Raw genomic sequence first — 25,718 nt, 5'->3', positions numbered from 1 at the left:
CTCGATCAGGCGCGCGATGTTCGGGTGCTCGAGCTGGGCGAGGATCGACTGTTCGCGCCGGAACCGTCGCTGCGCGTCGCGCGAGAACAACCCCGTGCGCAGCACCTTGAGCGCAACCAGCTGGGTACCGTCGCCGACCGTACGCTGCGCGCGGAACACTGCGGAAGAGCCGCCCTCGGCGATGAGGTCGAGCAAGGTGAATTCGCCGAACGACGTGCCGACGAGGCGCGAGCCGATCGCGTCCACGCCTTCGCTCGCGACATCGACGAGACGGATCGCCTCGCCGGCAGCGTCGCGCAGCAGTTGCGGCACGGAGTCGTCCGACTCGAGCATGGCGTGCAGGCGCACGAGCACCGCCTCTTCGAGATCGAGCGACTGCAACACCGCAACGCGCCGATCCGCAGGCGCTGCCACGATCGTGTCGAACGCGAGCATCGCCTCCAGCGTGCGGCGCTCGTCGGGCGACAGCGCGCTGCGCGCGATCGCCGCGGCGCGTTCGGACGGACCGAGGTCGATCAGCTCGTCGAACAACGCGCGCAATGTCGTCGGCTGCATACGGACTCGAAGGCGTCATGCGGAGGGCGGTCGTCGCGCATTCGACCAGAATCGGCGATCCGGGTCGAGGCGAGCACGGCTCGTGGCGTGTGCCGGCGCGCGAATGAAGCGTCTCGCACGATCGGTTGTCGCGCGCGCTGGCGCGACGCATGGACGTGAAGCACGGCGACTCCCACCGCAACGGTTCACGCTAGAACGCAGTTTCACGGCGCGACACGCCACCCGTCGGCCGGTGCGGCGGGCGTCGGGGCGGCTCGCCGCCGCACGCCGATACTCGCTTCAGTCCACGATCTCGAATCCGTCGGCCATGATGGATGTCTCGCGGCGCCACTCGTACGCGCCGAGGTCGAACGGCGTGCTCGTGGTGACGGCGGCGAAGGGTCGCGTTCCTCCGTCTAGGTCGATCGGCAGGCCGCCCGCCGAGGCGTCCACGGCCGGCGAGTAAGGCAGCAGATGATAGTCGTGGCCGGGCGCGACGAAGCGAGGGTCGTCGGATCGCACGTTGCGGAACTCGGCGTAGCCTTGCGTCGATTGCAATTGGGCGATCGAGTCCGTGAGGCTCACGTTGGCGTAATCCGCGGGCGCGCCGCGCACCATGAGGATGGCGTCCCATGCGATGGAATGGCGTACCGCGAAAGGTCCGGGGCCGTTGAGCAGTGGCAGGTTGCCGATCGAGTTGCCCGCGATCGTGCACGAATCGATCGTGACGGGTTGCTGCGACGGATTGCGGATGACGTACTGCGACGCGCTGTTGCCGGTGATCTCGCAGTCGGAGAGCTGAAGCGGACCGAGGTCGTCGCGCATCGCGATGAGTTGGCGCGTCAGGTTGCCGCGTATCGCGACGCTGTCCGCACTTTCGACGCCGATGAGCACCTTCGTGTCGTCGTCGATGGAAATGTTCGCGTCGATCGTGTTGCAGGGCCGGCCGACCGGACAGGCGACCTCGTCGGGCAACGGACCGCAGCTCGATGCAATGCGCACGCCGCTCGGTGCGTAGGAACTGATCGCGACGCCCTTGTAGCTGTACACGTCCGTCGCCGAAAGTATGTTCGCATCGATACCGGCGTTACCCATGCAGAACGCGCCCGTCGCGCCGACGTAGACGCCGGCGCCATCGGCGGCGACGTTGCCGGCGATGCGTCCTTGCTGCTCCCCGGCCACGCTCGAGTAGAGGAAGGCGCGCGCATTCGTCGACAACGCCAGGCCGCCGCCGTACGTCGCATGATTGTTGAAGACGAGCGCATAGCCGTTGATGCCGGACGAGCCGATATAGGCAACCGCGCCGTCGGAGAGAGCGACGCCGCCGCCCGTTCCGAACCGGTTTTCCACCGTATTGCTGTGGATCATCGTCTGCGCGCGGAGCATGCGCACGCTGCCGTCGCCTTCCATGTGGATGCCGCCGCCGCTGTCCCCCGCCGTGTTGTTGCGCACGAGCGAGTAGCCCTCCAGTTCCAGCTCGTTGGTGGACGCGCCGGCATGGAAGTAGATGCCACCGCCGTTGTCGGCGACGTTGTAGGCGATGTCGACCGCGTGCGTCTCGAGGCGCGCATAGTCGCCGCTGCTCGAGAAGCGGATGCCGCCGCCGTCGTGGCCGCGATTGTGGCCGTTGGTGATGAGGAAGTTGCGCAGGTCGACGACCGAGCGTCCTTCAATCGAGAGCACGGGCTTCGTGCCCGTGTCGATGCCGCCGTCGAGCGTGGAGAGTTGCGCGGAATCCCCGCTGAAGGGCAGCGGCTCGGCCGCGTCGCACGAGGGATAGCCGCCGAGGACGTGCAAGGTCTTGCCTGATATCCGCACGGGCTTGCCGTGGTAGTCGGCGTGGACGTGCAAGACGTTGACGTCGCCGTGGGTGGCGTCGATCGCCGCCTGCAGGTCGGTGTACTGGCAGCCCTCGCCGACACTGAGGTAGTCGGCGGAGGCGGGTGCGGCGGCCGTGCCGAGCAGGACGGCGGCGATGAAGGCATTCGGGTTTCGCATGGGGGGGCATATTTCGTTGGCGTAGTCCTCAGAACGCAATCGGGTTCGCGCACACGCCATGCGACTAGTCGAAGCCGTTCGCGAATATCGGCGGTTCCTGCGGGATGCTCTGCACCTCGTAGGCGCCGATGTCGCACGGACCGATGCCCGCGACCTGCGGCATGTCGAGCGGGCGGGCGAGGCCGTCGAGGTCGACGGCTTCGGGGCAGCTCTCCGCGGGCGCGGCATCGATCGCGGGCGACGTCGGGCGCAGATGTAAATCCCACGCCAGCTGGGGGTCGACGAACTGCGGGTCCGACCCACTCACGCGCACGAACGCCGAGAAGTAGGTCGGATTGAGGATTTCGGGGCCGTTGACCACGACGTCGTAGAGGTTCGCCTTCGCGGCGGTACCGGCTCGTTCGAACGGTGATGTTCCGGGTTGCCACAGGATCGTGCCGGTGAAGTACGCCTGCACGCCGTTTTCCATGAAGATCGTCTGCTGCGAGAGCGCCGATGGCAAAGGCGGCTCCGGTGCATCGGCGAATCGCGCGCCGACGGAGTTCCCCGCGATCGTCGAGGAGCGGATGGTCGCGACATCCGAACCGCCGAGGTTCAGCACTCCGTAGGCGAGACGGTTGTGAACCATCGCCGATGTCGTCACGTTCACGCTCGCGCCGGCGGCCGTCGCCAGTTCCATGAGGTAACCGCCCGCATTGTTCGCGAAGCGCGCGTGGGAGATCACCGTGGGGGCGGCGCCTTGGGTCCGGAAGAGGCGGCCTTCGCTCCATGACGCCGCATTGCCGTCGAAGAGGTTGCAGGCGGCGCCGGGCTGGCACGCGACTTCCCCGGGGATGCCGCAATCGGTTCCGATCGCGATGGACGCGTTTCGGCCCAAGGACGACGTCGCGCGCAACATCGGCCCATCGGCAGCCAGGTTGTCATGGACGCGAACGCCGGCCATGCACAGGCGGACGTCATTGCCGTCGAGCCACAACGCGCCGCCTTCGTTCGCCGCATCGTTGTAGGCGATGCGCAGCGGCGCCCCGGCGACCGTCGAGTAGAGGTTCGCGCGCGCCGCGTCCTTCATCGCTACGCCCGCGCCATTGAAGGAATGGTTGCGATCGAGGAACGGCAGGCCGTTGATCCCGGGCGAGCCGATGTCCGCGACCACATCGTCCTCGAGCTGCAGGCCGCCACCGCTGTCGAAGTCAGCCACGTCGTTGCGCGCGGTGTTGTCGGCGATCGTGCCCTCGTCGTTGGCGACGAGGTGCACGTTGCCTTCCAATTGCAGGCCGCCGCCGGTGTGCATCGCACGGTTGCTCTGGATCAGAGTGTACCGCCCGAGGGTCAGGCGACTGCTCGTCGCTGCGCCGCGGAAGTAGATGCCGCCACCGTAGCCGGCGACGTTGCCGAGCAGGACGACCGACTCGGTGAACAGGCTCGACTCGTCGCCGCTGCTGACGAAACCGATCGCGCCGCCCTTGTTGCCGGCGTTGTGCGCGTTCATGACGAGGATGTTGCGCAGGTTCACGTTCGCGCGGCCATCGATCACGATCACCGGCTTGTCGCTGCCGTCGAGCGCGCCGTCGAGGAACGACAGGTCGTCGGGGTTGCCCGTGTACGGGATCGGCTGCGCATCGTTGCAGTTGGCGTAACCGCCCCAGATGTACAGGCGCTTGTTCGAGATGCGCACGGGCTTGCCGTGGTAGTTCGCGCGGATGTGGATCTCGTTCGTCGTGCCGTGCGTGGCGTCGATCGCCGCCTGCAGTTGCGAGTACTGGCAGCCGTCACCGACGGTCAGGGGAGCCGCGGATGCGGCAGACGCGAACGCGAGAGCGATCGCGGGGAGCAGCAGGTGGACGAGACGCATTCGAAAGCCTTGGTGGTGGGGATACGTCCTCGCAAACGCATTGCGGTGCGCGGACACGCCAGGCGGATGAGGCATGGATCGACACCGATCCGTCGCGCGAGGCGATCGCGCCGTCCCGGTGGCGTGTCCGCCGATCGCATTGCGTTCTGCCCTTGCGCATTCCGCACAAGGAGATTGCCCATGCACACCGTCACCCCGAACCGCCGACCGGATACGCATCGAACGGCGTGGAAGCCTCTCGCACTGGCTTGCGTGTTCACGCTGCCCTGCTCGCCCGCCTTCGCCGCGGGTCCGTATGCGTACATCCCGTCGACCACGGAGCACACCGTTTCGGTCGTCGACCTGTCCGACACCGCCGCGACACCGGGCACGATCACGGTGACGGGCACGGCGAACACCACGTTGTTCTACAGCGCGGCCGTGAGTCGCAGGGACGGCATGCTGTACGTCGCCGACCAAGGCAACGAAACCGTGTTCCAGATCAACGCATCGACCGGCGCGACGCTGCACGCGTACCTCGTCGGATCGAATCCGCGCGGCATCGCGGTGGACCCGAGTGGCAAGCACGTCTACGTCGCCAATCTCGCCAGCTCCGGCATGTCGATCATCGATACGGCGATGAATACCGTCACCGATGTGGACTTCTCCTCGCTCTCGGGCACCCGGTTGGCGAGCCCGAGCGGCCTCGCGCTCAACCTCACCGGCACGCGCGCCTACGTGACCGACACCTCCGTCAATCACCGCCTTTGCCGCATCAACCTCGTCTCGCCGCCGGCCAGGGTGGCCGACGGCGACTGCGTCGTGGTCGGCGAGGAGGACAACGACAGCGCCAATCCCGTCTCGGTCGCGGTGAGCCCGAACGGCACGCGCGCCTACGTGGCGAACCGCAGCGAAGGCAGCGTGACCGTCGTCAACACCGCGGCGATGACGGTCGTCCGCAATGCGGCGCTCGGCCAGTCCACGTTGAACGGCATCGCGATTGCACCGTCCGGCAAGCGTGCCTACGTCGGCAATGCGTTCGGCAGCATCGTCGTGCTCGACCTCACGCGTATCGAGGACGTCACGCAGAACCCCATCGTCGACGTGATCGAGGACGATGCGATCGACGCCGTGCAAGGCGTGGCGGTCTCCCCGGACGGCACGCGCCTGCTCGCCGTCGACAACAGCAACAACCAGTAGCACTTCATCGACATCGTCGCCGACGCGGACGACGTCGTCGCGAGCGTGGAGGTCAACGACACGCCGATCGCGATGAGCCAGTTCACCTTGGCCGACCCGATCTTCGTCGACGGCCTCGAGAAAGGCGGCTGACCGCCGCCGCGCCTGTCGCGGCGGGCGGGCGTGCGACCGGCGCCTTCGGTCTTGCCTTGTTCGACCCGTCCGCGACGCGCGTGCTTCACGCTTCCTGCCTCGCAACCCACCCTTCGCCAAGGAGTTCCCATGAAGATCCACGCGTTGTCGTTCGCCCTTCTCGTCTCCTGCACCGCCGCCATGGCCGCCGATCCCGCAGCACCCGCGGTCGACCATCGCTTCATCGTCGAGCGCAGCTTCCCGAAGGGCGCGCTCGAAGGCCTCGATGCCACCAGGAAGCAGCAGATCAACGCCACCAACGCGCGCTTCGGCGTAAAGTGGGAAATGTCGTACGCGAATGAAGACAGGACCGCGACCTACTGCGTGTACGACGCGCCCAACGAGAAGGCCATTCGCGATGCGGCCGCCGCCAATGGGATTGCGGTGGACAAGGTCACCGAAGTGCCGGTCACGTTGAACCCCGAAGGCGGCGATCGACGTACGGGTCGCTGATCCGACGCGGGCATCCGGCGCGTGCATCACGCACGCCCGGTGCTCGTGCACTCCTCATGTCGCATCGGTGCGCAGGGAACACTGCCGGCCCTGTGCACGGACCGACGCGCTAGACGTGCGCGTTCCGTCCGCTGATCGCGAGCAGGTCGCCGAGCAAGGCCTGCGCGGTGACCTCCGGTCCTGCGCCCGGTCCGCTGATCACGAGCGGCTGGGCGCGGTAGCGCGAGGTGGTCAGCGCGAACAGGTTGTCGGTGCCGGCGAGGCGTGCGGCGGGGTGTGTCGGCTCCACGGCCGCGAGCCCGACGCGGGCACTGCCGTCGTCGCAGATGCAGGCGAGGTAGCGCAGCACGCGACCGGCCGCGGCCGCCCGCGTGCGACATGCTTCGAGTACGCCGTCGAACTCGCCGAGGCGGATCAGGAACGTCGCGACGTCGACTTCGCGCAGCGCGTCCGGCACGAGGCTCTCGATCGCGACCTCGTCGGCATCGATCGCGTGCCCGGCGCTGCGCGCGAGGATGAGCAGCTTGCGCGCGACATCGGTGCCGGCGAGATCGATGCGCGGATCGGGTTCGGTGTAGCCGAGCGCGCGCGCTTCGCGCACGAGGTGCGAGAACGGTCGGCTGCCGTCGTAGTGGTTGAACAGCCACGACAGGGTTCCGGAAAACACGCCCTCGAGCGCGACGAGGCGATCGCCGCAGTCGCGCAGCCGGCGCAAGGTCGACAGCACCGGCAGCCCGGCGCCGACCGTCGCCGCATCGCCGTAGACCGCGTTGCCCGCCGCGCCGGCGCGACGGAGGTCGCGGAAGCCCGCATACGAGCCGCCGAGCACGGCCTTGTTCGCGCTGACGTCGTCGAGACCGCGTGCGAGCCAGCCGGCGTGGCGTGCGGCGACCGCATCCGACGCGGTCGCATCGACCACGATGCGCCGCGCCGCACCGCTCGCCGCGAGCGCCGCGAGCAGTTCACCATCGTCGCGTGCACGTGGCGCGCCTTCGAGCAGGCGCGCGGCCTGCAGCGGCACGAGGCCGCGCGCGTTCGCGTGCTGCACGCGCGAGTTCGCCACGCCGACGAGATGCAGGCCCGCGGCCGCCGGGGTCGCGAGCAGGCGCAGCAGCGCGCTACCGACGACGCCGGTGCCGAGCAGCACGAGGGCGGTGTCGCACCCTTCGCCCGCGCTGGACGCGGGGTGACGCGCGCGCGCAGCGGCCGTCGGCTGCACGGCGCCGTCCGGCACGACCGCGTGCTTGGGCAACGCGCTCATGCGCGCACCTGTTTTCGCGTCGCCAGGGCGGCGCGTGCGAGCGCGGCTTCGAGATCGGCGCACAGATCCCCGCCATCTTCGATGCCGACCGACACGCGCAGCAGCGCATCGCTGATGCCGGCCTTGTGTCGCGCCTCGGGCGCCATCGATGCGTGCGTCATCGTCGCCGGATGGGCGATCAGGCTTTCGACGCCGCCGAGCGACTCGGCCAGCGAGAAGCAGGCGAGGCCGTCGAGGAATGCGGCGATCGCTTCGTCACCGCCAGGCAGCTCGAAGCTCAGCATCGCGCCGAAGCCGGACTGCTGGCGCGCCGCGAGGGCATGCCCCGGGTGGTCGGGCAGGCCCGGCCAGTAGACGCGGCCGACCGCCGGATGCGCATCGAGCAGCGCGGCGATGCGCGCGGCGTTGTCCTCATGCGCGCGCAGGCGAGGCACGAGCGTGCGCAGGCCGCGCAGGGTGAGGAAGCTGTCGAACGGTGCACCGGTGAGGCCGATGCAGTTCGCCCACCAGGCGAGTCGTTGTGCGGTCTCGGCATCGCGCGCAACGACCGCGCCGCCGACCACGTCGCTGTGGCCGTTGATGTACTTGGTGGTCGAGTGCACGACGATGTCGGCGCCGAGCACGAGCGGTTGCTGCAGCGCCGGCGACAGGAACGTGTTGTCGACCACGCAGCGCGCGCCTGCCGCGTGCGCGGCCTGCGCGACGTGGCGCACGTCGGTGATGCGCAGTAGCGGATTGGACGGTGTCTCGACCCAGACGAGGTCGGGTGCGCCGGCGAGTTCCGCGGCGAGCGTCGCCGGATCGGTGAGATCGGCGAAACGCACGCGCAAGCGCCCCTTCTTCGCCCACGCGTCGAGCAGGCGCCAGGTGCCGCCATAACAGTCGTGCGCGGCGAGCACGAGCCCGCCTGCGGGTACGAGTTCGAGCACGAGCGCGACCGCGGCCATGCCGCTCGCGGTGACGACCGCGCCGGCGCCCTGTTCGAGCGCGGCGAGCGCGTTCGCGAGCTGGTCGCGCGTGGGATTGCCGCTGCGCGAGTAGTCGTACGCGCGCTTGCGGCCATAGCCGTCGAACGTGTAGTTGGTGCTGAGGTGCAGCGGTGGCACGACGGCGCCGTGCTGCGTGTCCGATTCGATGCCCGCGCGCACGGCGCGGGTACAGGTGGTGGGGCTCATCACGGGCTCCGGTGGGGTCGGGTGATCGGGAAAGGGCAGCCATGTCCTCCCCCGATCCACGGGCCGGGGGTCGGTCCGTTGGCAGCGAGCGACGCAGGGGCCACGTCGCTTGCGCGCGATCGATCCGTCGATCGCGCCGGTTTTCAGGGATCGAGCGCCTCGCGCAGGAGCGCGCCGATCTGGGCGGGTTCCTTGAGGAATGCATCGTGGCCGTAGCGCGAGTCGATCACGTGCAAGGTGGCCGCGGCACCGCAGCGCCGCTGCAGTTCGCACAGGTCGGCGAGCGGCACGACGCGGTCCGATGCGATGCCGACCAAGGTCGTGGGCACCTGCACTTGTTCGGGAGCGACGGAGTGCAGGTCGATCGATTCGGAGAGGGACACGAAGCGCTCCGCATCGAAGCGCTGCGCGAAGCGCGCGCCGGCGGCGCCGAGCCAGTCCTCCTCGGCGAAGCGGAAGCGGCCATCCACTTCGCGCGGCGCCCCGGCGCAACGCTCGGCGAATTCACGCTCGCCGCGATACGTCGTCATCGCCAGGCGGCGCGCGAGATCGAGTCCGGCGGCGACGTCGCCATGGCGCGCCGCGAAGCGCACGACTTCGCGCTGGATGTTGCGCACGGCGACGCTGAGGGGATGCGCGCGGTGCGCGCCGGCGATCGCGACGAGGCGATCGACGCGATGTGCATGTCTCGCGGCGAGTGCGAGGCCGACCATCGCGCCGTAGGACGCGCCGACGAACGCATGAGCGTGGCGGACACCGAGCTCGTCGAGCACGGCGGCGATCGCATCGGCCTGGTCGTCGCTCGCGACGGCGAGCGCATCGCCGAGGTCGGCGCGGGCGAGCCAGTCGATCGACAGCACGCGGCGAGATCCAAGGTCGATCGCGGCGTCGTCGCCGACGATGCCGTCCCACCAACCGACCGAGTCGCCGGACGACGCGACGTGGCGATCGGCCGATATGCCACCCTGCACGATCACGAGCGGCGCATCGACGGCGCCGTGCAGCGACCAGCGCACGCGCACGTCGCGCGCGCCCTGCGCATGCTTCGGCGCGAGGCGCACCACCGATTCGCCGAGACGCAGCGACACCGGCTCAGCCGGTGCGAACACGACGTCGAATGCCGCATCGCTATGCAGCGCGAGCGCTGCGGCAGCGGAAACGGCGGTGGATCGGATGTCGGCGTGCAGGTTCATCGCGGTTCTCCATTCGCGCCCATCGGCCGCAGGAGAACCGGAAACGGAGGCGGCCATGCGCCGGCCGCCCGGCCTGCGCATCGTCGCCACCCATCTCTCGGCGGACCGCGCGTCGCGCGTCCCCGCGGGAGTTGGCACCTGGCGGATCGGCGGGATCGATGCGATCCCCCGCCCCGCTGGTTGCCCCGGCGTCGTCGGGCCTGTCCCTCGACCGGTCTTGATGAGCAGTGGCGCGCACTGTAGCGACGTCGGCGTCCTCCGTCAATGGACTTTTAGACGTCTAAACCGCCATATGTTGAATCGGCATAACGGCCTTGGTTCGCCGTTCATCCGCCGCGGGCGGCGGACGTCCCCTGCGGGCCGACCTTCCGCCCGCCGCCGAACCGCGAGAGTATCCTTCGAGTGCGCACGCTCCGAAGGGCTTGCTTGCTCCGCTTGGCTTCTGTCCGCAGGAGCGCGCCGCTCTTCCGTGTCCCCGGCAGCGGCGGTGAACGGCGGGCGGGTCAGCCCGAAGGGGCACGCGCAGGGATGCGCGTGCGTTCGCCGTCGGCGCAGGACGCGCCGTCGGCGAACCCCGACCGACGTTCACGCACCCGGAAGGCAGGATGCCTGGAGGGCGCTGCTGTCGGGGTGCTCTTTCTTTGGGTCACCTTTCTTTGGGCAAGCAAAGAAAGGTGACTGGCCCGCAGGGATGCGGGACGAACACGCAGGGATGCGGGTCGGTGGTCGCGAATGAAGCTGTGCCTGTCCAAAGAACAAAGAACGACGCGCAAAAGCGCCCTCACCCTGCCCTCCCGCAAGCGGGAGAGGGGAAGAGCATGAGCCCGCGGACGGAAGACCGCGAGAACCCCGGAAAACCACCCCCCGGTGACCCTGATAAACTAGCGGGCTTGCCCGCACGACCCCTCCCAACGGCCATGTCCGACCATCTCGCCGAAACCCGCCGCCGTCGCACGTTCGCGATCATTTCGCATCCCGACGCCGGCAAGACCACGCTCACGGAGAAGCTGCTGCTGTTCGGCGGCGCGATCCAGATGGCCGGCTCGGTGAAGTCGCGCAAGGCGGCGCGCCATGCGACATCGGACTGGATGGCGCTGGAGAAGGAGCGCGGCATCTCGGTCACCTCGTCGGTGATGCAGTTCCCGTACGAGGGCAAGATCGTCAACCTGCTCGACACGCCGGGCCACGCCGATTTCTCCGAGGACACCTACCGCGTGCTCACCGCGGTCGACTCCGCGCTGATGGTGATCGACTGCGCCAAGGGCGTCGAGGAACGCACGATCAAGCTCATGGACGTGTGCCGCCTGCGCGACACACCGATCATTACCTTCATCAACAAGCTCGACCGCGAGGGCCGCGCACCGATCGAGCTGCTCGACGAAGTGGAGTCGGTGCTGAAGATCCCGTGCGCGCCGATCACCTGGCCGATCGGCATGGGCTCGCGCCTCAAGGGCGTGTACCACCTGCTGCTCGACGAGGTGCACATCTTCGAGGCGGGACGCAACTTCACGCGCCAGGACTCGACGATCTTCAAGGGCCTCGACGATCCCGCGCTCGCCGAGCGCATCGGCGCCGAGGCGCTCGCGGAACTGCGCGACGAGCTCGAACTCGTGCGCGGTGCCTCGCACCCGTTCGAGCTCGAGGCGTACCGCGCCGGCCACCTGACGCCGGTGTTCTTCGGTTCGGCGGTCAACAATTTCGGCGTGCAGCTGCTGCTCGACTTCTTCGTCGAGCACGCACCCTCGCCGCGCGGGCGTTCGACCACCTCGCGCGAGGTCGCACCGGAGGAGGAAGCGTTGAGCGGCTTCGTGTTCAAGATCAAGGCGAACATGGACCCGATGCATCGCGACCGCGTCGCGTTCCTGCGCGTGTGCTCGGGCCGCTACGACGCCGGCATGAAGATGCTGCACGTGCGCACCGGCAAGGACGTGCGCATCGCCAATGCGCTCACGTTCATGGCGTCGGACCGGGAGATCGTAGCGACGGCGTACCCCGGCGACGTGATCGGCCTGCACAACCACGGCACGATCTCGATCGGCGACACCTTCACCGCGGGCGAGGCGCTCTCGTTCACCGGCATCCCGAACTTCGCGCCGGAACTGTTCCGCCGCGCGCGGCTCAAGGATCCGCTCAAGATGAAGGCGCTGCAGAAGGGGCTCGCGCAGCTGTCCGAGGAAGGCGCGACGCAGTTCTTCCGGCCGCTGATGTCCAACGACCTCATCCTCGGCGCGGTCGGCGTGCTGCAGTTCGACGTGGTCGCGTACCGGCTCAAGGACGAGTACGGCGTCGAGGCCGCGTTCGAGAACGTCGGCGTCGTGACCGCGCGCTGGGTGCGCTGCGCGGACGCGAAGAAGCTCGAGGAGTTCCGCGAGAAGAACGCGATGAACCTCGCGATCGACGCGGCCGGCGAGCTCGTCTATCTCGCGCCGTCGCGCGTCAACCTGCAGCTCGCGACCGAGCGCTGGCCCGGCGTCACGTTCGCGGCGACGCGCGAGCACGCGCACGCGGTCGACGCCGGCTGAGCGGGCCGGCCACGTCCCTGCGGCCGGCTCCGGGCGGCGCTGCGTCCTTGCAGCAGCCGGCGCAACGCAGCGGCGTCAGTGCAACGGGCGGCGCTTGCGCTGCGTGGCCATCGCGCGTTCCATCGCGGCCATGAGTTCGCGCAGTTCCTCGTCCTCGGGATTCTTCTGCACCGCGTCGCGCACGAGCGCGAGGTAGTTGTCGGCGTGGCTGAGCCACTGGATTTCGCGCAGGCGCTGGTGGGCTACGGAACGCATGGTGTGTCTCCCTTCGGCTGGATGCGGCGGGCGGAAGCCTTGCGGTTCCGCGGTGCCGTTGATCGACAGCCTACGCAGGCGCGGCGGCCTGCTCCGCCCCAAAGTGCGCAGTCGGCCTGTGACCGGGTTCGCACTCCCGGCGGTTCGATGCCCCCGGCAGCCGGAAACGAAAACGCCCGGCGGGCCGGGCGTTCGTTCGATCGTGCGCGGGGGCGTTCAGCCGCCGCTCGAGAAGTCCGAGCGGAACAGTTCGTCCGGATGGGCGGCCTCGCGCCGCATGTTCGACGCGAAGATGCGATCGGACACGGGCGTCGTGCGGGACGAGGACGCCACATCGTTCCAGCGCGTCTGCTGGCCGTGCAGCGCGAAGGCGCCGACCACGAGCGCGCAGCATGCGGCGAGACTGCCGACCCAGCGCAGCGCAGCCGGGCGGCGCGCCGTGGCGAAGCGGTGTCCGCGCAGGCGCGTCGGATGGGCCGGGCGCTGCAGCGCGCTGACCGCGGCCGCCAGGGCTTCGGACTCCGGCTGCAGTTCGCGCAGCATGCGACCGAGCTGCGCTTCCGGCAGCGCCGGGCGCTCGGCTGAAAGACGGCGGTAGAGATGGGAAAGTGACGTGTCGTTCATGGCGTCAGTCTTCGAAATCACCGTAACCCAAGTCGCGCAGGCGGGCTTTGAGTTCATCCAGCCCACGCGACACCAGTTTTCGCGCCGCCTCGACCGAGGCAATCCCGGCCAGGTCGGCGATTTCCTGCAGGGAAAACCCCTGCAGGTGGAGCGCGATCGGCAACCGCCGCCGCTCCGGAATCTCGCCCAGGCACCGCTCCAGGCCCTGCATCCGTTCGCTGTCCCCGGCGCTCCGCTCCGGGCCCACCGGGCCGTCGCCGAGGTCGAATACCTCCTCGTCGGCCTCCGGCAGGGGTTCGGCGGCCCTTACCTGGGCCCGCCGGAGGGCATCGATCACGGTGCTCGCTACCACCCTCTGCACATAAGACGCATGGAAGGCGCCGGACCGGTCACGCTCCATCGCATGCCAGAGGCGGATGCGGACTTCCTGCTCGATATCGGCCGGGTCGATGCCCTGCTTGTCGAGGCCATAGCCCTGCAGCAGGCGACGCACCTTGGCCCCGTAGGCGCTGAACAGCTCTTCGAGGCGGGCGTGCAGGGGGTCGCGCGACGGCGGCATCGGCAGGTCGGAACGGAGGGGGCGGCTATGCTCCCCGAGGCGGTCGTCCGGCGCAAGCCGGACGAGGTCCTTCGCTTTGGCGTGTTTTCGTGCAGCGATGGCCTCTTTCAAGGAAGCGGCTTCCTCGGAGCATGGATGCGCTCTTTCTCTGGGTGGCTTCTCTTTGGGCAAGCAAAGAGACGTCACCACTCGCCGCCGAGGCGAGCGGAACCCTGCGATATCGCCGCGTTGGGCGAAAGAAGCCTTACGCGTGCGCGCCGGAGCTCCGGCCGCAATGCCAGAGCGGCGGGCCGAGGCCGCCGAGGACCACCCTACGAAAGGCAACAATCGAATCCGCCGGCTCGGCATCAAAACAAAAAAGCCGCGCGGCGAACCGCGCGGCTCCAGGGCCTGACACTCTCCAGGGTCAGAACTTCACGGTGACGCGGCCGAAGTAGTAGCGACCCATGAGGTCGAAATCGCTCGGGTCCGTGTTCGCGTTGAGCGTGTTGTTCGCGTAGAGCAACGGCGGCTGCTTGTCGCCGACGTTGTTCACGCCGATGTCGAATCGCGTGTTGAGCGCTTCGAGGTTGTAGCCGAACTGCAGGTCGTGATAGATCGTCGAGCCGTAGTCGCGGAACTGGCCGTCGAGCGACGGGTTGCCCGTGCCCCACGGATGCGTGTCCTGCGACGGCGACTCCGAACCCATGCGGAAGCGATGGATGTAGCGCATCGACCACGATGCGTCGAACGGACCGAACTGCCAGCCCACCTGACTCTGCGCGCGCCAGCGCGGGAACAGGCATACGCCGCCGCCCGCACCGGGGCACGCCGCGGCCTGCGGCGAACCGAAGTTCATGAAGTGGCCGGCGTAGTGGTAGATCGTGTTGCTCTCGAGCCCCGGCGCGGTCTGCAGGTCGTAGTTCTTGAGGTACGTCGCGTTCAGGCCGATGTTGAAGCGGCCGAACGAGAATTCCGGCAGGCGGTAGTTGAGCGCGAAGTCGACGCCGCCGACATCCACGCGACCAAGGTTGCCGGTCGGTTGGGTCAGGCTCTGGATCTGACCCTGGCTCGCACCGCTCTGATAGCGCCGGATCAGCGGACAGTACTGCAGCTGGCCCGCGTAGCAGAGGTCGATCACGCTCTGCGCGCCGACGCCGGTGATGTTCTCGTTGAGGTAGAGGCGCCAGACGTCCGCGCTGACCGACAGGCCTTCGAGCCAATGCGGGTCGTACACGATTCCGAAGTCGAACGACTTGCCCTTCTCCGGACCGATCGGGAAATTCGCGAATGCCGCGCCCGACGCGATCGCGTTGAGCTGCGAACCGTTCGCGACCGCTTCGTTCTGGAACGGGCCCTTCGCCGGCACGCCGACGCAGGCAGGGTTGCCCGCGTTCGGGTTCGCGCCCGAGCCCGAGTAGTCGCACGGGTCGCGCGAGATGCGCGGCGCGCTGCTCGCGGCACCGCCGAAGATGTTGCCGATCGTCGGCGCGCGGAACACCTTCGACACCGTGCCGCGCAGCAGCAGGTCCTCGATCGGGCGCCATTCGAGTGCGAACTTCGTGTTGTTGGTGCTGCCGAACGTGTTGAACTTCGACCAGCGGTCGCCGACGGTCAGGTTCAACGCGTACAGGAACGGCAAATCCTTGAGGATCGGCACGAACAGTTCCGCGTACGCTTCCTTCACGTTGAAGCCGCCCTGCAGCGCCGAAGCGCACTGGCTGCCGAGCGTGCAGTTGCCGTTGAAGTCGATCAGCAGGCCGGTGTCCGCGTTCGAATGCGTGTACTCGGTGCGGTAGTTGTAGCCTAGCGCGAGCTGCATCGTGCCCGCCGGCAGGTCGATCACGCCGCCGTTGAGGTCGAGGCGCTTGACCGTTTCCTTCGAGAACAGCTGGCTCACGCCCGCCTTCGAGGTCGCGCGCAGCACGGCGGCGGTGTTCGGGTCCTGCAGGTTGAACGCATTGATCGGCGTGCAGCCCGGGATCACGTTGTCGGGAGTGCCGCAGTGGACGATGCCGTCGTCGCCGAGGAACGAGGGACCGGTCGCCTGGTTGAGTGCATCGAGGCCGGGCAGGCCGAGGGTCAGCGTGCTGAGGTGCACGTGGCCGTAATCGAGGCCCAGTTCCCAGTTCCACTGCTGTTCGTTCCAGATCGAGAACGAACCCTTGAAGCCGGCCGACACCTGGTCGTTGGCAGTACCGTTCTGCGCGGCGCGATTGCCGAGTGACTCCAGGCGTGCGCGGAACAGGTCGCCGGCCGAGGGCGAGAATTCGATGCCGAACGGGTTGTAGTAGCTGTCCGCCGAAATCACCGCACCGTAGACCGCGCCGTACACCGCCGGCGCGAGCTGGAACGACGCCGAAGTCTTGTTGTGCATCACCGACAGGTACGCTTCGACGTTGTCGGTCAGCTTGTAGTTGCCGTTGAGGAACAGGCCGGTGCGTTCCTGCGGCGTCATGATGAGGTTGACCGACGCGTAGTTGTACAGGTCGCTCGGATTGCCGGCCTCGTCGGGCGAGTTGAGGAAGCAGTGGTAGTCGGTGGCGACGTTCATGCCGCTCGCGCCGGGGTTGCGCGCGATGCGGCCCGATTCGCAGCCCGGGAACAGGTTGGCGAACGCGTCCGGGATCTTGATCCAGCCGTACGGTGCCGACGGCGAGCCGCCGGTGAAGGTGCTGATCGGGCTGTGCGCGGAGCCGAGGCGCGACGTCGCGTCCTTCGAGAACTTGCGATGCGACGACTCGATGCCGTCGATCTTCTTGTAGTTGATGCCGGCCATGATCGAGCCCTTCTCGGAGCTCTGGCCGAACGTGAAGGAGTAGCCCTTCGACGTGCCGTCGTCGTGATCGGAGATGCCGTAGTCGACGGTGAACTCCGCGCCCTGGTAGTCGCTGCGCAGGATGAAGTTGACGACGCCCGCGATCGCGTCGGAGCCGTACACCGACGATGCGCCGTCGGTCAGCACTTCGATGCGCTCGACCATGTTGGCCGGGATCGCGTTCGGGTCGCCGCTGAGGAAGCGATGGCCGTTGATCAGCACCAGCGTACGCGGCGAACCGAGGCCGCGCAGGCCGATGCTCGAGAAGCCGCTGCCGCCGGAGTTGTTGACCTGCGGATTGACGTTCGGGCCGGTCACCGCGGGCAGCGACTGCACGAGGTCGCCGAGGGTGAGCTTGCCGGTCTTCTCGATGGCGGCGCGGTCGATCGTGACGACCGGGTTGGATGTCTCGATGTCGACGCGACGGATGTTCGAACCCGTCACGGTGATCGTCTCGAGCTTCTGGCCTTCGCTGCCGTCCTGCGCGCTCGCCTGGATCGCGCCGGCGCCGAGCACGGCCGACGCACCTGCGATGCCGTACATGCGCAAACCGCGTCGGACGGCATTACGGAGCAGTGTGTTTCTCATGGTTATTCTCCCGTCGTGAAGCAGAAGAGGCACCGCAACGCGCGGCGCCTTCCGGGGCCAACCTTAAAAACCCGTGAAGGAGCGACGTTGCCGTGGGCGGCCGCGCCGCGTTGCTGGAAGTGCGTGTTGGATTGACGCGCGGAAATGGCCTTCGCGAAGGCGCACGCGCGCGGTCGATCCGCTGCGCGGGTGCAGCGGAGCGACCGCAATCTCTCTCGATCAGCGACGCGACGCGTCGCGATCAGCAGTGGCCGCCGGCCTGGCGACGCAACGCGCCTGCGGTCGTGCCGAAGCGCTGGCGGAACAGGCGCGAGAACGCGCTTCGATTCTCGAAGCCGCTTTCCAGCGCGATCTCGGCGATGGCGAGGGGACTGGCGCGCAGCAGGCGGCGCGCGCGCTCGAGGCGCTGGCGCACGAGGAACGCGTGTGGCGTCTCTTCGTACGCGGCGCGGAACGCGCGGATGAAGTGCCACGGCGAATAGTTCGCCATGCGCGCGAGGCTGTCGTTGTCGATGTCGAGATGGCAATTCGCCGCGAGGTAGTTGCGCACCCGCTGCAGGCGCATGAACACCTGGCGCCGCTGCGCATACGTGCGCCCGGGGCAGCGCGCGATCGCCTGCGCGAAGCCCGCCTGCAGCACGACGATGCGGTCGATCAGCGCTTCGCAGGCGGCAGCGGCATCGTCCTTCCGAGCCGCGCGTGCGAGGGCGAGCGCAGCGCGTCTGAGCTCACGATCGGCCGCGTGGCGTGCAGGCATGAGGATTGCGTCGGGCGCCGGTACACCGAGCTGGCCGTGCAATACCTGGCGCCACGCCGGCAAGGTGCCGAGCAGCGCGACCCAGACGGCATTGCCGCGACCCACCGCATGCAGGCGCGTGTCGGCTTCGGTGACGCGCGCCTCCCCCGGCATCAGCAACGCCTCGCTGCCGCTGCCGAGCTGCAGCCGGCCGCGCAATGGAATCCAGATACCGGCGACCGGCGCATCGGCCTTGAGCACGCAGCCGCGGCCGCCGCCGACGACGACGCTGAGCGCGAGCTCGCCGCTCCCGTTGGTCGCCTTCGCATTCAGGTCCAGGCTCGCGCCGTGACTGAGCAGTTGATTGACGATGTGCACGCGACCTCCACTCATGATGTGTCGGGTTCCTGTCTATGCGCCACGCTCCGGTTCGTCAGGAGATGCGCATGAAATCGCTGCGAAATCTTCGGGATGTATCGGTGAATTCTTTGGAGTTCAAAGGGTTGCGCCGGCAACGTAGGCGACTCGAGCTCGCTCCCCAGTCCTTTATACGAATATCGTCGTACGTCGATACTACTACTTTTGGTCGCTTTGTAAACGCAGGCGACCGTGAGGGCGCTTCGTGCTCCTCTGCTCGGCTGCGTGGACTGGAATACGCGCGTGCAAGGGCCTCATGCCGGCGAAAGCCGGGACCGTGTCGAAGCGGAAGACGCTGGGTCCCGGCTTTCGACGGCACGACGCGCAGGTTTCGCGAGCACAGAGACGGGAGACCGCATCGAGAAAGGAAGGCGGTCATTCCGGCGAAAGCCGGAATCCATCTCTCCGCGTCGAAGCCCGAGACGCGGGGTCCCGGCTTTCGCCGTGTCGACGAGCGGGTGTCGCGGGCACGGGCCCGGGGAGAACGCATCGGGCAAAAGAAGAACACCGTCATTCCGGCGGAAGCCGGAATCCAGCGCTACGTGTCGAGGACTGAGCAAGGCGTCCAAGCCCCGTTCGACAAACGCGGGCGTGCCGACCAGGACAAAAAAAGGGCGGGCACCAAGGTCCCGAACCCGGTGTCCCGCCGAGGGTTTCGCACATCGATGCTGTGACACATCTGCCCGTTGGCGGGCGGCGCCAGTATCCCGCGCGGCGCGCAGGGCGAGGTTGCGCGAAGAAACGACGCGGGTGACGGAAATTGCGTGTTCGCGTGCGCGCACCGCGCGCGTGTCAGCGCCTGTCCGTACGCACGAGGCGGAGCGCGCCGATGTCGGTGTCTTCGATGTCGACCGGCGCGAACAGGATCGCATCGCCGCCGGGCATCACGCTGAAACTCACGTCGCCGATGAGCAGGTCCAGGCGCGTGACGAGTCGATCCGCGCCGGTCGCCGGATCGAGTTCGTGCAGCGCTGCGCTGCGGATGCCGAGCTCGGCGAAGTACCAGATGTGGCCGTCGACGACGCGCCAGCCGCTGCCGAGATCGGGGCCGATCGCCCGCGTGACGAGTCGCTCGGCGCCGCCATCGAGTTCCCGCCGCATCAGCCCCGGCACGCCTGCGGCGGTGTAGTAGAGCGCGCGCGCCTGTGCATCGACCTGTGCCTGCTCGACGCCCTCGACGAGCACGCTGCGCGCCTCCTGCGGGGTGCCCGCATGCTCGATGCGCAGCAGTTTCGAACTGCGTCCCGCGCCGTGCACCGCGACGAGATAGCTCTCGGGTTCGACGTCGTAGTCGCCGAACATGACCACGTCGTCGGGCCGCGACAACACGCGCTGGCGGTGGCTGGCGAGATCGATCTCGACGAGGCGGCGGCGCGCGCCTTCGCGCTGCACGGCGACGACGCGGTCGCCGTCGATGCTCCAGCGCGCGAACAGCACCGGCTTGGCGACGTCGTCGGTGAGCTGCACGGTCGTCTTCGCGGCGAGGTCGTGCAACCACAGTTGCAACTGGCCGCTGCGGTCGGACGAAAACACGACCCGGCTCGCATCCGGGGACAATGCAGGCGCGTAGTCGCTGCCGGTCGAGGGCGACAGCACGCGCATGCCTGCGGCATCGCCGATCGGCAGGAGCTTCAGGCGATCCTGCGTGCGCGTGAGTTCGTAGACGACCATGTCGCCGCTGCGCGAAGCGTGCGGGAACTGCGCCTTGCCGACGCCGAGCGGCTGCAACTCGCCGCTGTCGACGTCGACCACGTACATCGCCGGCGAACCCGACCAGGTCGAGGAGAACACGATGCTGCGGCTGTCGGACGTCCACGCGTGGCCGCGGATGCTCGCCGACACCTGCGTGACGCGGTGCACGTCGCTGCCGTCGGCACGCATGACCCAGATGTCGCTGTACGGCGAAAGGCCGCGGCGGAATGCGATCAGGCGGCCATCCGGCGAGTAGTGCGCGTCGATGTCCTCGTCGTCGGCGGAGCGCGCATAGTCGAGGCGATGCGTCTCGCCGCTGTCGAGGTTCCACAGCGCGAGCGCGAGCGCCCGCTGCGCGGGATCGGGCCGCACGGCGAAGATCAGGCTGCGGCTGTCGGGCGTCCAGTCGAAGAGGTTGAAGTTGTAGTCCTGGCACGGGCCGATGCGGCGTTCGTTGCCGCCGAGACTCGGTACGACGAACATCTCGCAGTAACCGACGCCGAGGCGCTCGAACGCGATGCGCGTGCCGTCGGGCGACCACATCGGCAGGCCTTCGATCGCTGTGCCCGTGCTCGTGAGGCGGATCGTGCGCGACGGTTCGACCGACCGCACGACGAGACGTTCGAACCTGCTCTCGGGATCGAACACCGAGAACGCGACGCGCGTGCCATCCGGCGAGAGATGCGGGCGGTACTCCGAGCCAGGGTCGGACGTGAGCGCATGCACGTCCTCGACGCGCCAGGTCGGCCGCGCCGACGGTGCGAGCCACCAGGCGAGCGCGCCGGCGAGAGCGGCGAGTGCCGCGATCGCGGCGGCGAGCAGGAGCGCACTGCGCGGCGCCTGCGGTTGCAGGAGCGGCAGGGCTGCCGGAATCGGTGCGCCGCCGACGACGTCGCTGCCCGCAGCGTCGTCCGGCGCCTCGACGAACACGCCGCCCGCAGGACCATCGAGCACGAGCACGGTGGCGACGAGCCGGTAGCCGACCTTGGGGATCGTCTCGATGTACTGCGGCGGCTTGCGGTCATCGCCGAAGGCGCGGCGCAGTTCCTTGATCGCCTGGTTCAGCACGTCGGGCGTCGTGAGGCGGCCAGTCCACACGCGATCGAGCAATTCGTCGCGCGTGACCGTGGCGCCCGCGTGGCGCACGAGTTCGATGAGCACCGCGACCGCCTTGCCGGTGAGGCGCGGCAACTCCGGGCGCGTGACGACGCGCAGCGCGCCGACGTCGACGACGTGATCGCCCACGCGCAGGCGCAGATTCGGCTGCGTCAGCAGCTGGTCCGTCGCTCGTTGCGGCGATACGTGCAGGTTCATGGCGCGAGTTCTACCAGAACATTCGTGTCGAAACCGGAAGTCGCGACGCCGCGCAGCAATTGCTGCAACATCGCGATCCGCGCGGAACGCCACGTTACGCCGCTTCGTACGAAAAGTCAGGCGGCAGAGGTCACTCCTGCAGCAGCGGCGGCAACGGGCAATGCAGCGCGGCGCAGATCGTGCGCAGCAATTCCGCTTCGGCGACGCACACCGCACCGTCGGCACTGATCGCGCGCGCGAGCGCGGCGACGACGAGTTCCTTGCCCGCCGCGCCTAGCCGGTCGAGCTTCGGCAGCGCGCGGTCGAGTGCTTCCATCCATGCCGACGGCGGCGCGTAGGCGATCGTCGCGGACGGCAGTACGTCGGCGAGGCCGAGCGCATAGGCGCGCTGCGCGGCCGCCTCGTCGTCATGGCCGTACCGAGCGACGATCGCGAGCACGTCCTTCAATTCCGCCGCGACGTCGGTGAGCTTGAGGCGGCCGAGGATGCGCGTCGCCGCCGGATCGAGCGCATCGGCGACCTGCAGGCGGACCAGTCGCGCGAGGCAATACTCGGCGAGCGTGACCTCGCCATCGGCGGCGACGAGTTCGCCGAGCGCGGCGACGAAGGCCTCGAGCCGGGCGCGAGGGCGCCGCCGCAGCGCCGGGACTGCGAGCGCGGCGAGCGGCAGGCGCTGCATCGGATGCAGCCCGGCGATCGCGCGGCCGAGTTCCTCCGCGAGCGCGGCATTGCCCGCATCGACGCGGCGCGCGACGAGCTCGAGCTGGCGGGCGCGCACGCCGGCATCGTCGTTGAGGACGAGCGCGTACAGCAGCGGCATCGCCTGCGAGGCGTCCGCCGCAGCGATGCGCAGGCGCTCGGGGATCTCCTTGCGCAGCGTGCGCGCCGCGCCGCGATCGTCGTTGCCGGGATTGCCGACCTGGCGCACGACACTGGCGGGTGCGATGCGCAGTTCCGCCTGCGCCGCCGGCAGCGACGCGCCGTCTCGCGCGCGCGATGGTTTCGCCGCGAGGCCGCCGGCGGGTGCGAAACCGCCGATCGACACGCCCGGCGCATCGACATCGCCGACCCGCGTCGGTCGCGCCCACGCGGTTGCGATCGCCCGCAGCTCGTCCTTGCGGAACGACGGATCGAGCCGGCGGATGCGCTGTTCGAGCGGCGGATGCGTGGCGAACAGCGCGGAGTAGCCGACGCCGTCGCCGAACAGCATGTGCGTGACCTCTTCCTTGCCCGCGTTGTCGAGCATGGAGCCTTCGGCGAGCGCGCCGATCTTCTTGAGAGCACCGGCGATGCCTTCGGTCTGGCGCGTGAACTGTACCGCCGACGCATCGGCGAGGAACTCGCGCTGGCGCGAGATCGATGCCTTGAGGATGCGTCCGAACACCACGCCGACATAGCCCGCCACGGCGAGGGCGAGGCCGAACATGACCGCACCGCTCGAATCGCGCCCGCCACGACCGGCGCCCTCGGCGATCTTGCGGCCGATCACCGACACGACGAGGATGCCGAACACGACGCCGACGAGACGGATGTTGAGGCGCATGTCGCCGTTCAGCACGTGGCTGAACTCGTGACCGATCACGCCCTGCAGCTCCTCGCGCGTGAGCTTGTCTAGCGCGCCGCGCGTGACGGTGATCGCCGCATCGGCCGGCGCGTAACCGGCCGCGAACGCGTTGATGCCCGCCTCGTCCTCGAGCACGAACACCTGTGGTACAGGCACGCCGGCGGCGATCGCGATCTCCTCGACGACGTTGCGCAGGCGCCGGTAGGCGAACTCGCCGGTGTCGTGGGGCACCTCGCGCGCGCCGAGCTGCGCGGCGACGGCGGCACCGCCACCGCGCAACGTCGCGATGCGGTACATCGAGCCCGACGCGATCACGGCGAGCACGAGCAGGCTGATGAACGCGATGCCGCCCGGCGATGCCCGCCCGTGCCCGAGCCCGATCACGACGACGAGGTCGATCACCACGACGATCGCGACGACGGCGAGCGCGAACATCGCGACCATGCGGCGCGTCTGCCGGCGCGCCTGGTCCTGGTGGGCGAAGAAATTCATCGCGCGAACGCCGCGACTGCGCGCGAGGCATGCGCGCGCGGGGCCCGCCCGCATCAGGTGAAGGAAACCTTCGGCACTTCGCGCTTCTGCTCCGATTCGATTTCGAGCAGTTGCGCGTGCTGGAACGCGAACATGTTGGCGACGATCGAGCCCGGGAACATCTCGACGCGGTTGTTGTAGTCCATCACCGCATCGTTGTACGCCTGCCGCGCGAACGCGACCTTGTTCTCGGTGGAGGTCAGCTCTTCGCTGAGCTGCATCATGTTCTGGTTCGCCTTCAGGTCCGGGTACGCCTCGGACAGCGCGAACAGGCGCCCGAGCGACTGCGTCAACGCGTTGTCCGCGCCGGCGAGCTGCTGCATCGCGGCCGTATCGCCGGGATTCGCCTTCGCGGCTCCGAGTCCGCTCATCGCGACGTTGCGCGCCTGGATCACCGCTTCGAGCGTCTCGCGCTCGTGCTTCATGTAACCCTTCGCGGTCTCGACGAGGTTCGGGATGAGGTCGTAGCGGCGCGTCAACTGCACGTCGATCTGGGCGAACGCGTTCTTGTAGGCGTTGCGGCCGCCGACGAGGCCGTTGTAGAGCCCGACGACGTACAGGGCGAGGCCGACGAGGACGACCAACACGATGATCATGCCCATGCTCCGTTACTCCCTCCGATGGCTGCGAACGATCTTCACCCGTGCATGCGCCAGACCCGTTGCGGCCCCCGCGCCCCATTCAGCAATGGCGGCACCGGGGCCGCCCGCGCAAGGCGCAAGGGATGCAACGGGGTACTCGGTTCCGCCGGCACATATCCTGCTAGAATCAAGGCGTTTCGAGCATAACACGAGGGCCGTTCGAGGCCCCGGAGTCTGAATTGAGCAGTACCCCGCGCGTTCTGGTCACCCTCGTAGCGGCCATCGCAGTCGCCCTCTCCGCTTCGGCGCACGCCGCCGGCAAGACGAAGAAGGCGCACGCTCCTCGTCCCGCGAGTGCGGCCACCGCCAAGCGCGTCACCGCGAAGGCCGGCCATCGCAAGGCGCTGCCCGGCACTCGCACGCGCTATGCGCCGCCCGCGATCGCGATCCCCGTGGTCGATCCGCACGCGGTCTCGCACGACGCGCCGGCGATCGCGCGCGAGTTCGACGGCTGGCTCGACGAGGTCGAGCGCTCCGGCGGCGTCGCGGGACTCGCCGCGGCCGTGGTCAAGGACGACAAGGTGCTGCTCGAACGCGGCATCGGCGCAGCCGACTGGAGCACGGGCGAGCCGGTCACGACTGACACGGTGTTCCGCCTTGCCTCGCTGTCGAAAGCATTCGCGGCGGCACTCACCGGCATCCTCGTCGAGGACGGCCGCCTGCACTGGGACACCAAGGTCGCCGACGCGCTGCCGTCGTTCACGCTGGCCGACGTCGAGGGCGCGCAGCGCCTCACCGTGGAAGACATCCTCAGCCATCGCGTCGGCCTGCCGCACAACACGTACGACCGCCTGCTCGAGCAGGACGAACCGTACGAGTTGCTGGTCGACCGCCTCAAGGAAGTACCCCTCGCCTGTCCGGTCGGCACCTGCTACGGCTACCAGAACATCGCCTTCAGCATGATCGGCGACGTCGTGTTCGCCTCGACCGGCGATTTCTATTACCACCAGGTCGAGAAGCGCATCTTCCATCCGCTCGGCATGAGTACGGCGACCTACGGCCGCGATGCGCTCGAGGCCTCCAAGAGCTGGGCGCGCCCGCATCATCACGCCGGCACCGGCTGGTCGCCGTTCGTGCCGAACGAGGCGTACTACCGCGTCGCGCCCGCGGCCGGCGTCAATGCGAGCGTGCGCGACATCGAGCAGTGGCTGATCGCGCAGATGGGCGGGCGGCCGAACGTGCTGTCGCCGGAGCTGCTCGACACCCTGCACAAACCCCTCGTCGAGACCGATCGCGAGCTGCGCGCGACGCCGTGGAAGCGCGGACGCCTGAAGGAAGCTCAGTACGCGCTCGGCTGGCGCATCTACGACTACGCCGGCGAGACGCTGATCTTCCACGCCGGCGCCGTGCAGGGCTACCGCGCGATGATCGCGTTCCTGCCGAAGTACCGCTTCGGCGCGGTCATGCTGTGGAACTGCGAGTCGGGCCTGCCCGCGGGCCTCATGCCGATGCTGTTCGATCGCTACCTCGGCCTGCCCGAAATGAACTGGGCGGGCATCGACCGAGACGACGACGCCGATCTCAGCGGGGGCGGCAGCGGCAACGATTGAGCCGCCCGCAGTCCGTGGGGCTCATGTCTTCACGAAGCGCATCGCGGCTGAAGCCGATCCCACCAGAGCCGGCCGGCTGTGGGCCGCGCGCTTGTCGGAGGGGCGGCTTCAG

At 68.6% G+C, this 25,718-nt stretch carries 17 protein-coding genes, 1 pseudogene and 1 riboswitch; of the genes and pseudogenes, 4 read left to right on the top strand and 14 right to left on the bottom strand.

Features of this window, described 5'->3' with window-relative positions:
• The 3 genes and pseudogenes from ACTHK2_RS04360 to ACTHK2_RS04350 form a co-directional block, all read right to left on the bottom strand.
• A pseudogene (locus tag ACTHK2_RS04360) lies at window positions 1–555 on the bottom strand (hypothetical protein); the annotation flags it as partial.
• 279 nt (window positions 556–834) lie between these two features.
• Entirely contained in the window at window positions 835–2,532 is a 1,698-nt protein-coding gene (locus ACTHK2_RS04355) for a hypothetical protein (protein WP_440244472.1), read from the bottom strand.
• 64 nt (window positions 2,533–2,596) lie between these two features.
• Entirely contained in the window at window positions 2,597–4,384 is a 1,788-nt protein-coding gene (locus ACTHK2_RS04350; protein ID WP_440244471.1) for a choice-of-anchor Q domain-containing protein, read from the bottom strand.
• A gap of 180 nt (window positions 4,385–4,564) precedes the next feature.
• On the opposite strand from ACTHK2_RS04350, the gene ACTHK2_RS04345 reads away from it, so the two are divergent.
• Window positions 4,565–5,563 (top strand): YncE family protein, encoded by a 999-nt coding sequence (locus tag ACTHK2_RS04345; protein WP_440244470.1) that lies wholly within the window; start codon window positions 4,565–4,567, stop codon window positions 5,561–5,563.
• Between the two features lie 261 nt (window positions 5,564–5,824).
• Window positions 5,825–6,187, top strand: coding sequence for a DUF4242 domain-containing protein (locus ACTHK2_RS04340; protein ID WP_440244469.1), 363 nt, complete (start codon window positions 5,825–5,827; stop codon window positions 6,185–6,187).
• A 109-nt stretch (window positions 6,188–6,296) separates the two neighbouring features.
• On the opposite strand, the gene ACTHK2_RS04335 is transcribed toward ACTHK2_RS04340, so the two are convergent.
• The 3 genes from ACTHK2_RS04335 to metX all read right to left on the bottom strand — a co-directional run bounded on the left by ACTHK2_RS04335 (window position 6,297) and on the right by metX (window position 9,816).
• Window positions 6,297–7,448: a homoserine dehydrogenase gene (locus ACTHK2_RS04335; RefSeq protein WP_440244468.1), complete on the bottom strand. Its 1,152-nt coding sequence runs from the start codon at window positions 7,446–7,448 to the stop codon at window positions 6,297–6,299.
• On the bottom strand, window positions 7,445–8,623 hold the full coding sequence (gene metB, locus ACTHK2_RS04330) for a cystathionine gamma-synthase (protein ID WP_440244467.1): 1,179 nt from the start codon (window positions 8,621–8,623) through the stop codon (window positions 7,445–7,447). Before metB ends, ACTHK2_RS04335 begins: the two co-directional genes overlap by 4 nt.
• A 143-nt stretch (window positions 8,624–8,766) precedes the next feature.
• Complete coding sequence (metX, locus tag ACTHK2_RS04325) at window positions 8,767–9,816, bottom strand: homoserine O-succinyltransferase MetX (protein WP_440244466.1); 1,050 nt, start codon at window positions 9,814–9,816, stop codon at window positions 8,767–8,769.
• Window positions 9,817–9,903: 87 nt separating this feature from the next.
• Window positions 9,904–10,043: riboswitch (SAM riboswitch) on the bottom strand.
• A 690-nt stretch (window positions 10,044–10,733) separates the two neighbouring features.
• Here metX and ACTHK2_RS04320 point away from each other — a divergent pair.
• The gene (locus ACTHK2_RS04320; protein ID WP_440244465.1) at window positions 10,734–12,338 is read left to right on the top strand and encodes a peptide chain release factor 3; all 1,605 of its coding nucleotides are present in this window, start codon (window positions 10,734–10,736) and stop codon (window positions 12,336–12,338) included.
• 75 nt (window positions 12,339–12,413) lie between these two features.
• Here ACTHK2_RS04320 and ACTHK2_RS04315 read toward each other — a convergent pair whose 3' ends face one another.
• The 8 genes from ACTHK2_RS04315 to ACTHK2_RS04280 form a co-directional block, all read right to left on the bottom strand.
• The gene (locus ACTHK2_RS04315) at window positions 12,414–12,593 is read right to left on the bottom strand and encodes a hypothetical protein (RefSeq protein WP_440244464.1); all 180 of its coding nucleotides are present in this window, start codon (window positions 12,591–12,593) and stop codon (window positions 12,414–12,416) included.
• A 216-nt stretch (window positions 12,594–12,809) separates the two neighbouring features.
• Window positions 12,810–13,217 (bottom strand): hypothetical protein, encoded by a 408-nt coding sequence (locus ACTHK2_RS04310; RefSeq protein WP_440244463.1) that lies wholly within the window; start codon window positions 13,215–13,217, stop codon window positions 12,810–12,812.
• A 4-nt stretch (window positions 13,218–13,221) separates the two neighbouring features.
• On the bottom strand, window positions 13,222–13,887 hold the full coding sequence (locus tag ACTHK2_RS04305) for an RNA polymerase sigma factor (protein ID WP_440244462.1): 666 nt from the start codon (window positions 13,885–13,887) through the stop codon (window positions 13,222–13,224).
• A 295-nt stretch (window positions 13,888–14,182) separates the two neighbouring features.
• Window positions 14,183–17,116: a TonB-dependent receptor plug domain-containing protein gene (locus ACTHK2_RS04300; protein WP_440244461.1), complete on the bottom strand. Its 2,934-nt coding sequence runs from the start codon at window positions 17,114–17,116 to the stop codon at window positions 14,183–14,185.
• Window positions 17,117–17,402: 286 nt separating this feature from the next.
• Window positions 17,403–18,275: a helix-turn-helix transcriptional regulator gene (locus ACTHK2_RS04295; protein ID WP_440244460.1), complete on the bottom strand. Its 873-nt coding sequence runs from the start codon at window positions 18,273–18,275 to the stop codon at window positions 17,403–17,405.
• Between the two features lie 831 nt (window positions 18,276–19,106).
• Window positions 19,107–21,320 carry a winged helix-turn-helix domain-containing protein gene (locus ACTHK2_RS04290; protein ID WP_440244459.1) on the bottom strand — a complete coding sequence of 738 codons (2,214 nt, stop codon included), beginning with the start codon at window positions 21,318–21,320 and terminating at the stop codon, window positions 19,107–19,109.
• A gap of 130 nt (window positions 21,321–21,450) precedes the next feature.
• On the bottom strand, window positions 21,451–23,376 hold the full coding sequence (locus ACTHK2_RS04285; RefSeq protein ID WP_440244458.1) for a M48 family metallopeptidase: 1,926 nt from the start codon (window positions 23,374–23,376) through the stop codon (window positions 21,451–21,453).
• 53 nt (window positions 23,377–23,429) lie between these two features.
• Window positions 23,430–24,017 carry a LemA family protein gene (locus tag ACTHK2_RS04280; protein ID WP_440244457.1) on the bottom strand — a complete coding sequence of 196 codons (588 nt, stop codon included), beginning with the start codon at window positions 24,015–24,017 and terminating at the stop codon, window positions 23,430–23,432.
• A gap of 218 nt (window positions 24,018–24,235) precedes the next feature.
• Between ACTHK2_RS04280 and ACTHK2_RS04275 the strand changes: the two genes are divergently transcribed.
• The gene (locus ACTHK2_RS04275; protein ID WP_440244456.1) at window positions 24,236–25,606 is read left to right on the top strand and encodes a serine hydrolase domain-containing protein; all 1,371 of its coding nucleotides are present in this window, start codon (window positions 24,236–24,238) and stop codon (window positions 25,604–25,606) included.
• The last annotated feature ends 112 nt before the right edge of the window (window positions 25,607–25,718 follow it).

Origin of the sequence: Dokdonella sp. (assembly GCF_051958935.1) — a bacterium.
Taxonomy (GTDB): Bacteria; Pseudomonadota; Gammaproteobacteria; order Xanthomonadales; family Rhodanobacteraceae; genus Dokdonella_A.
The sequence above is the reverse complement of the archived record's forward strand: the minus strand, read 5'-3'. Positions and strand labels throughout refer to the sequence as shown.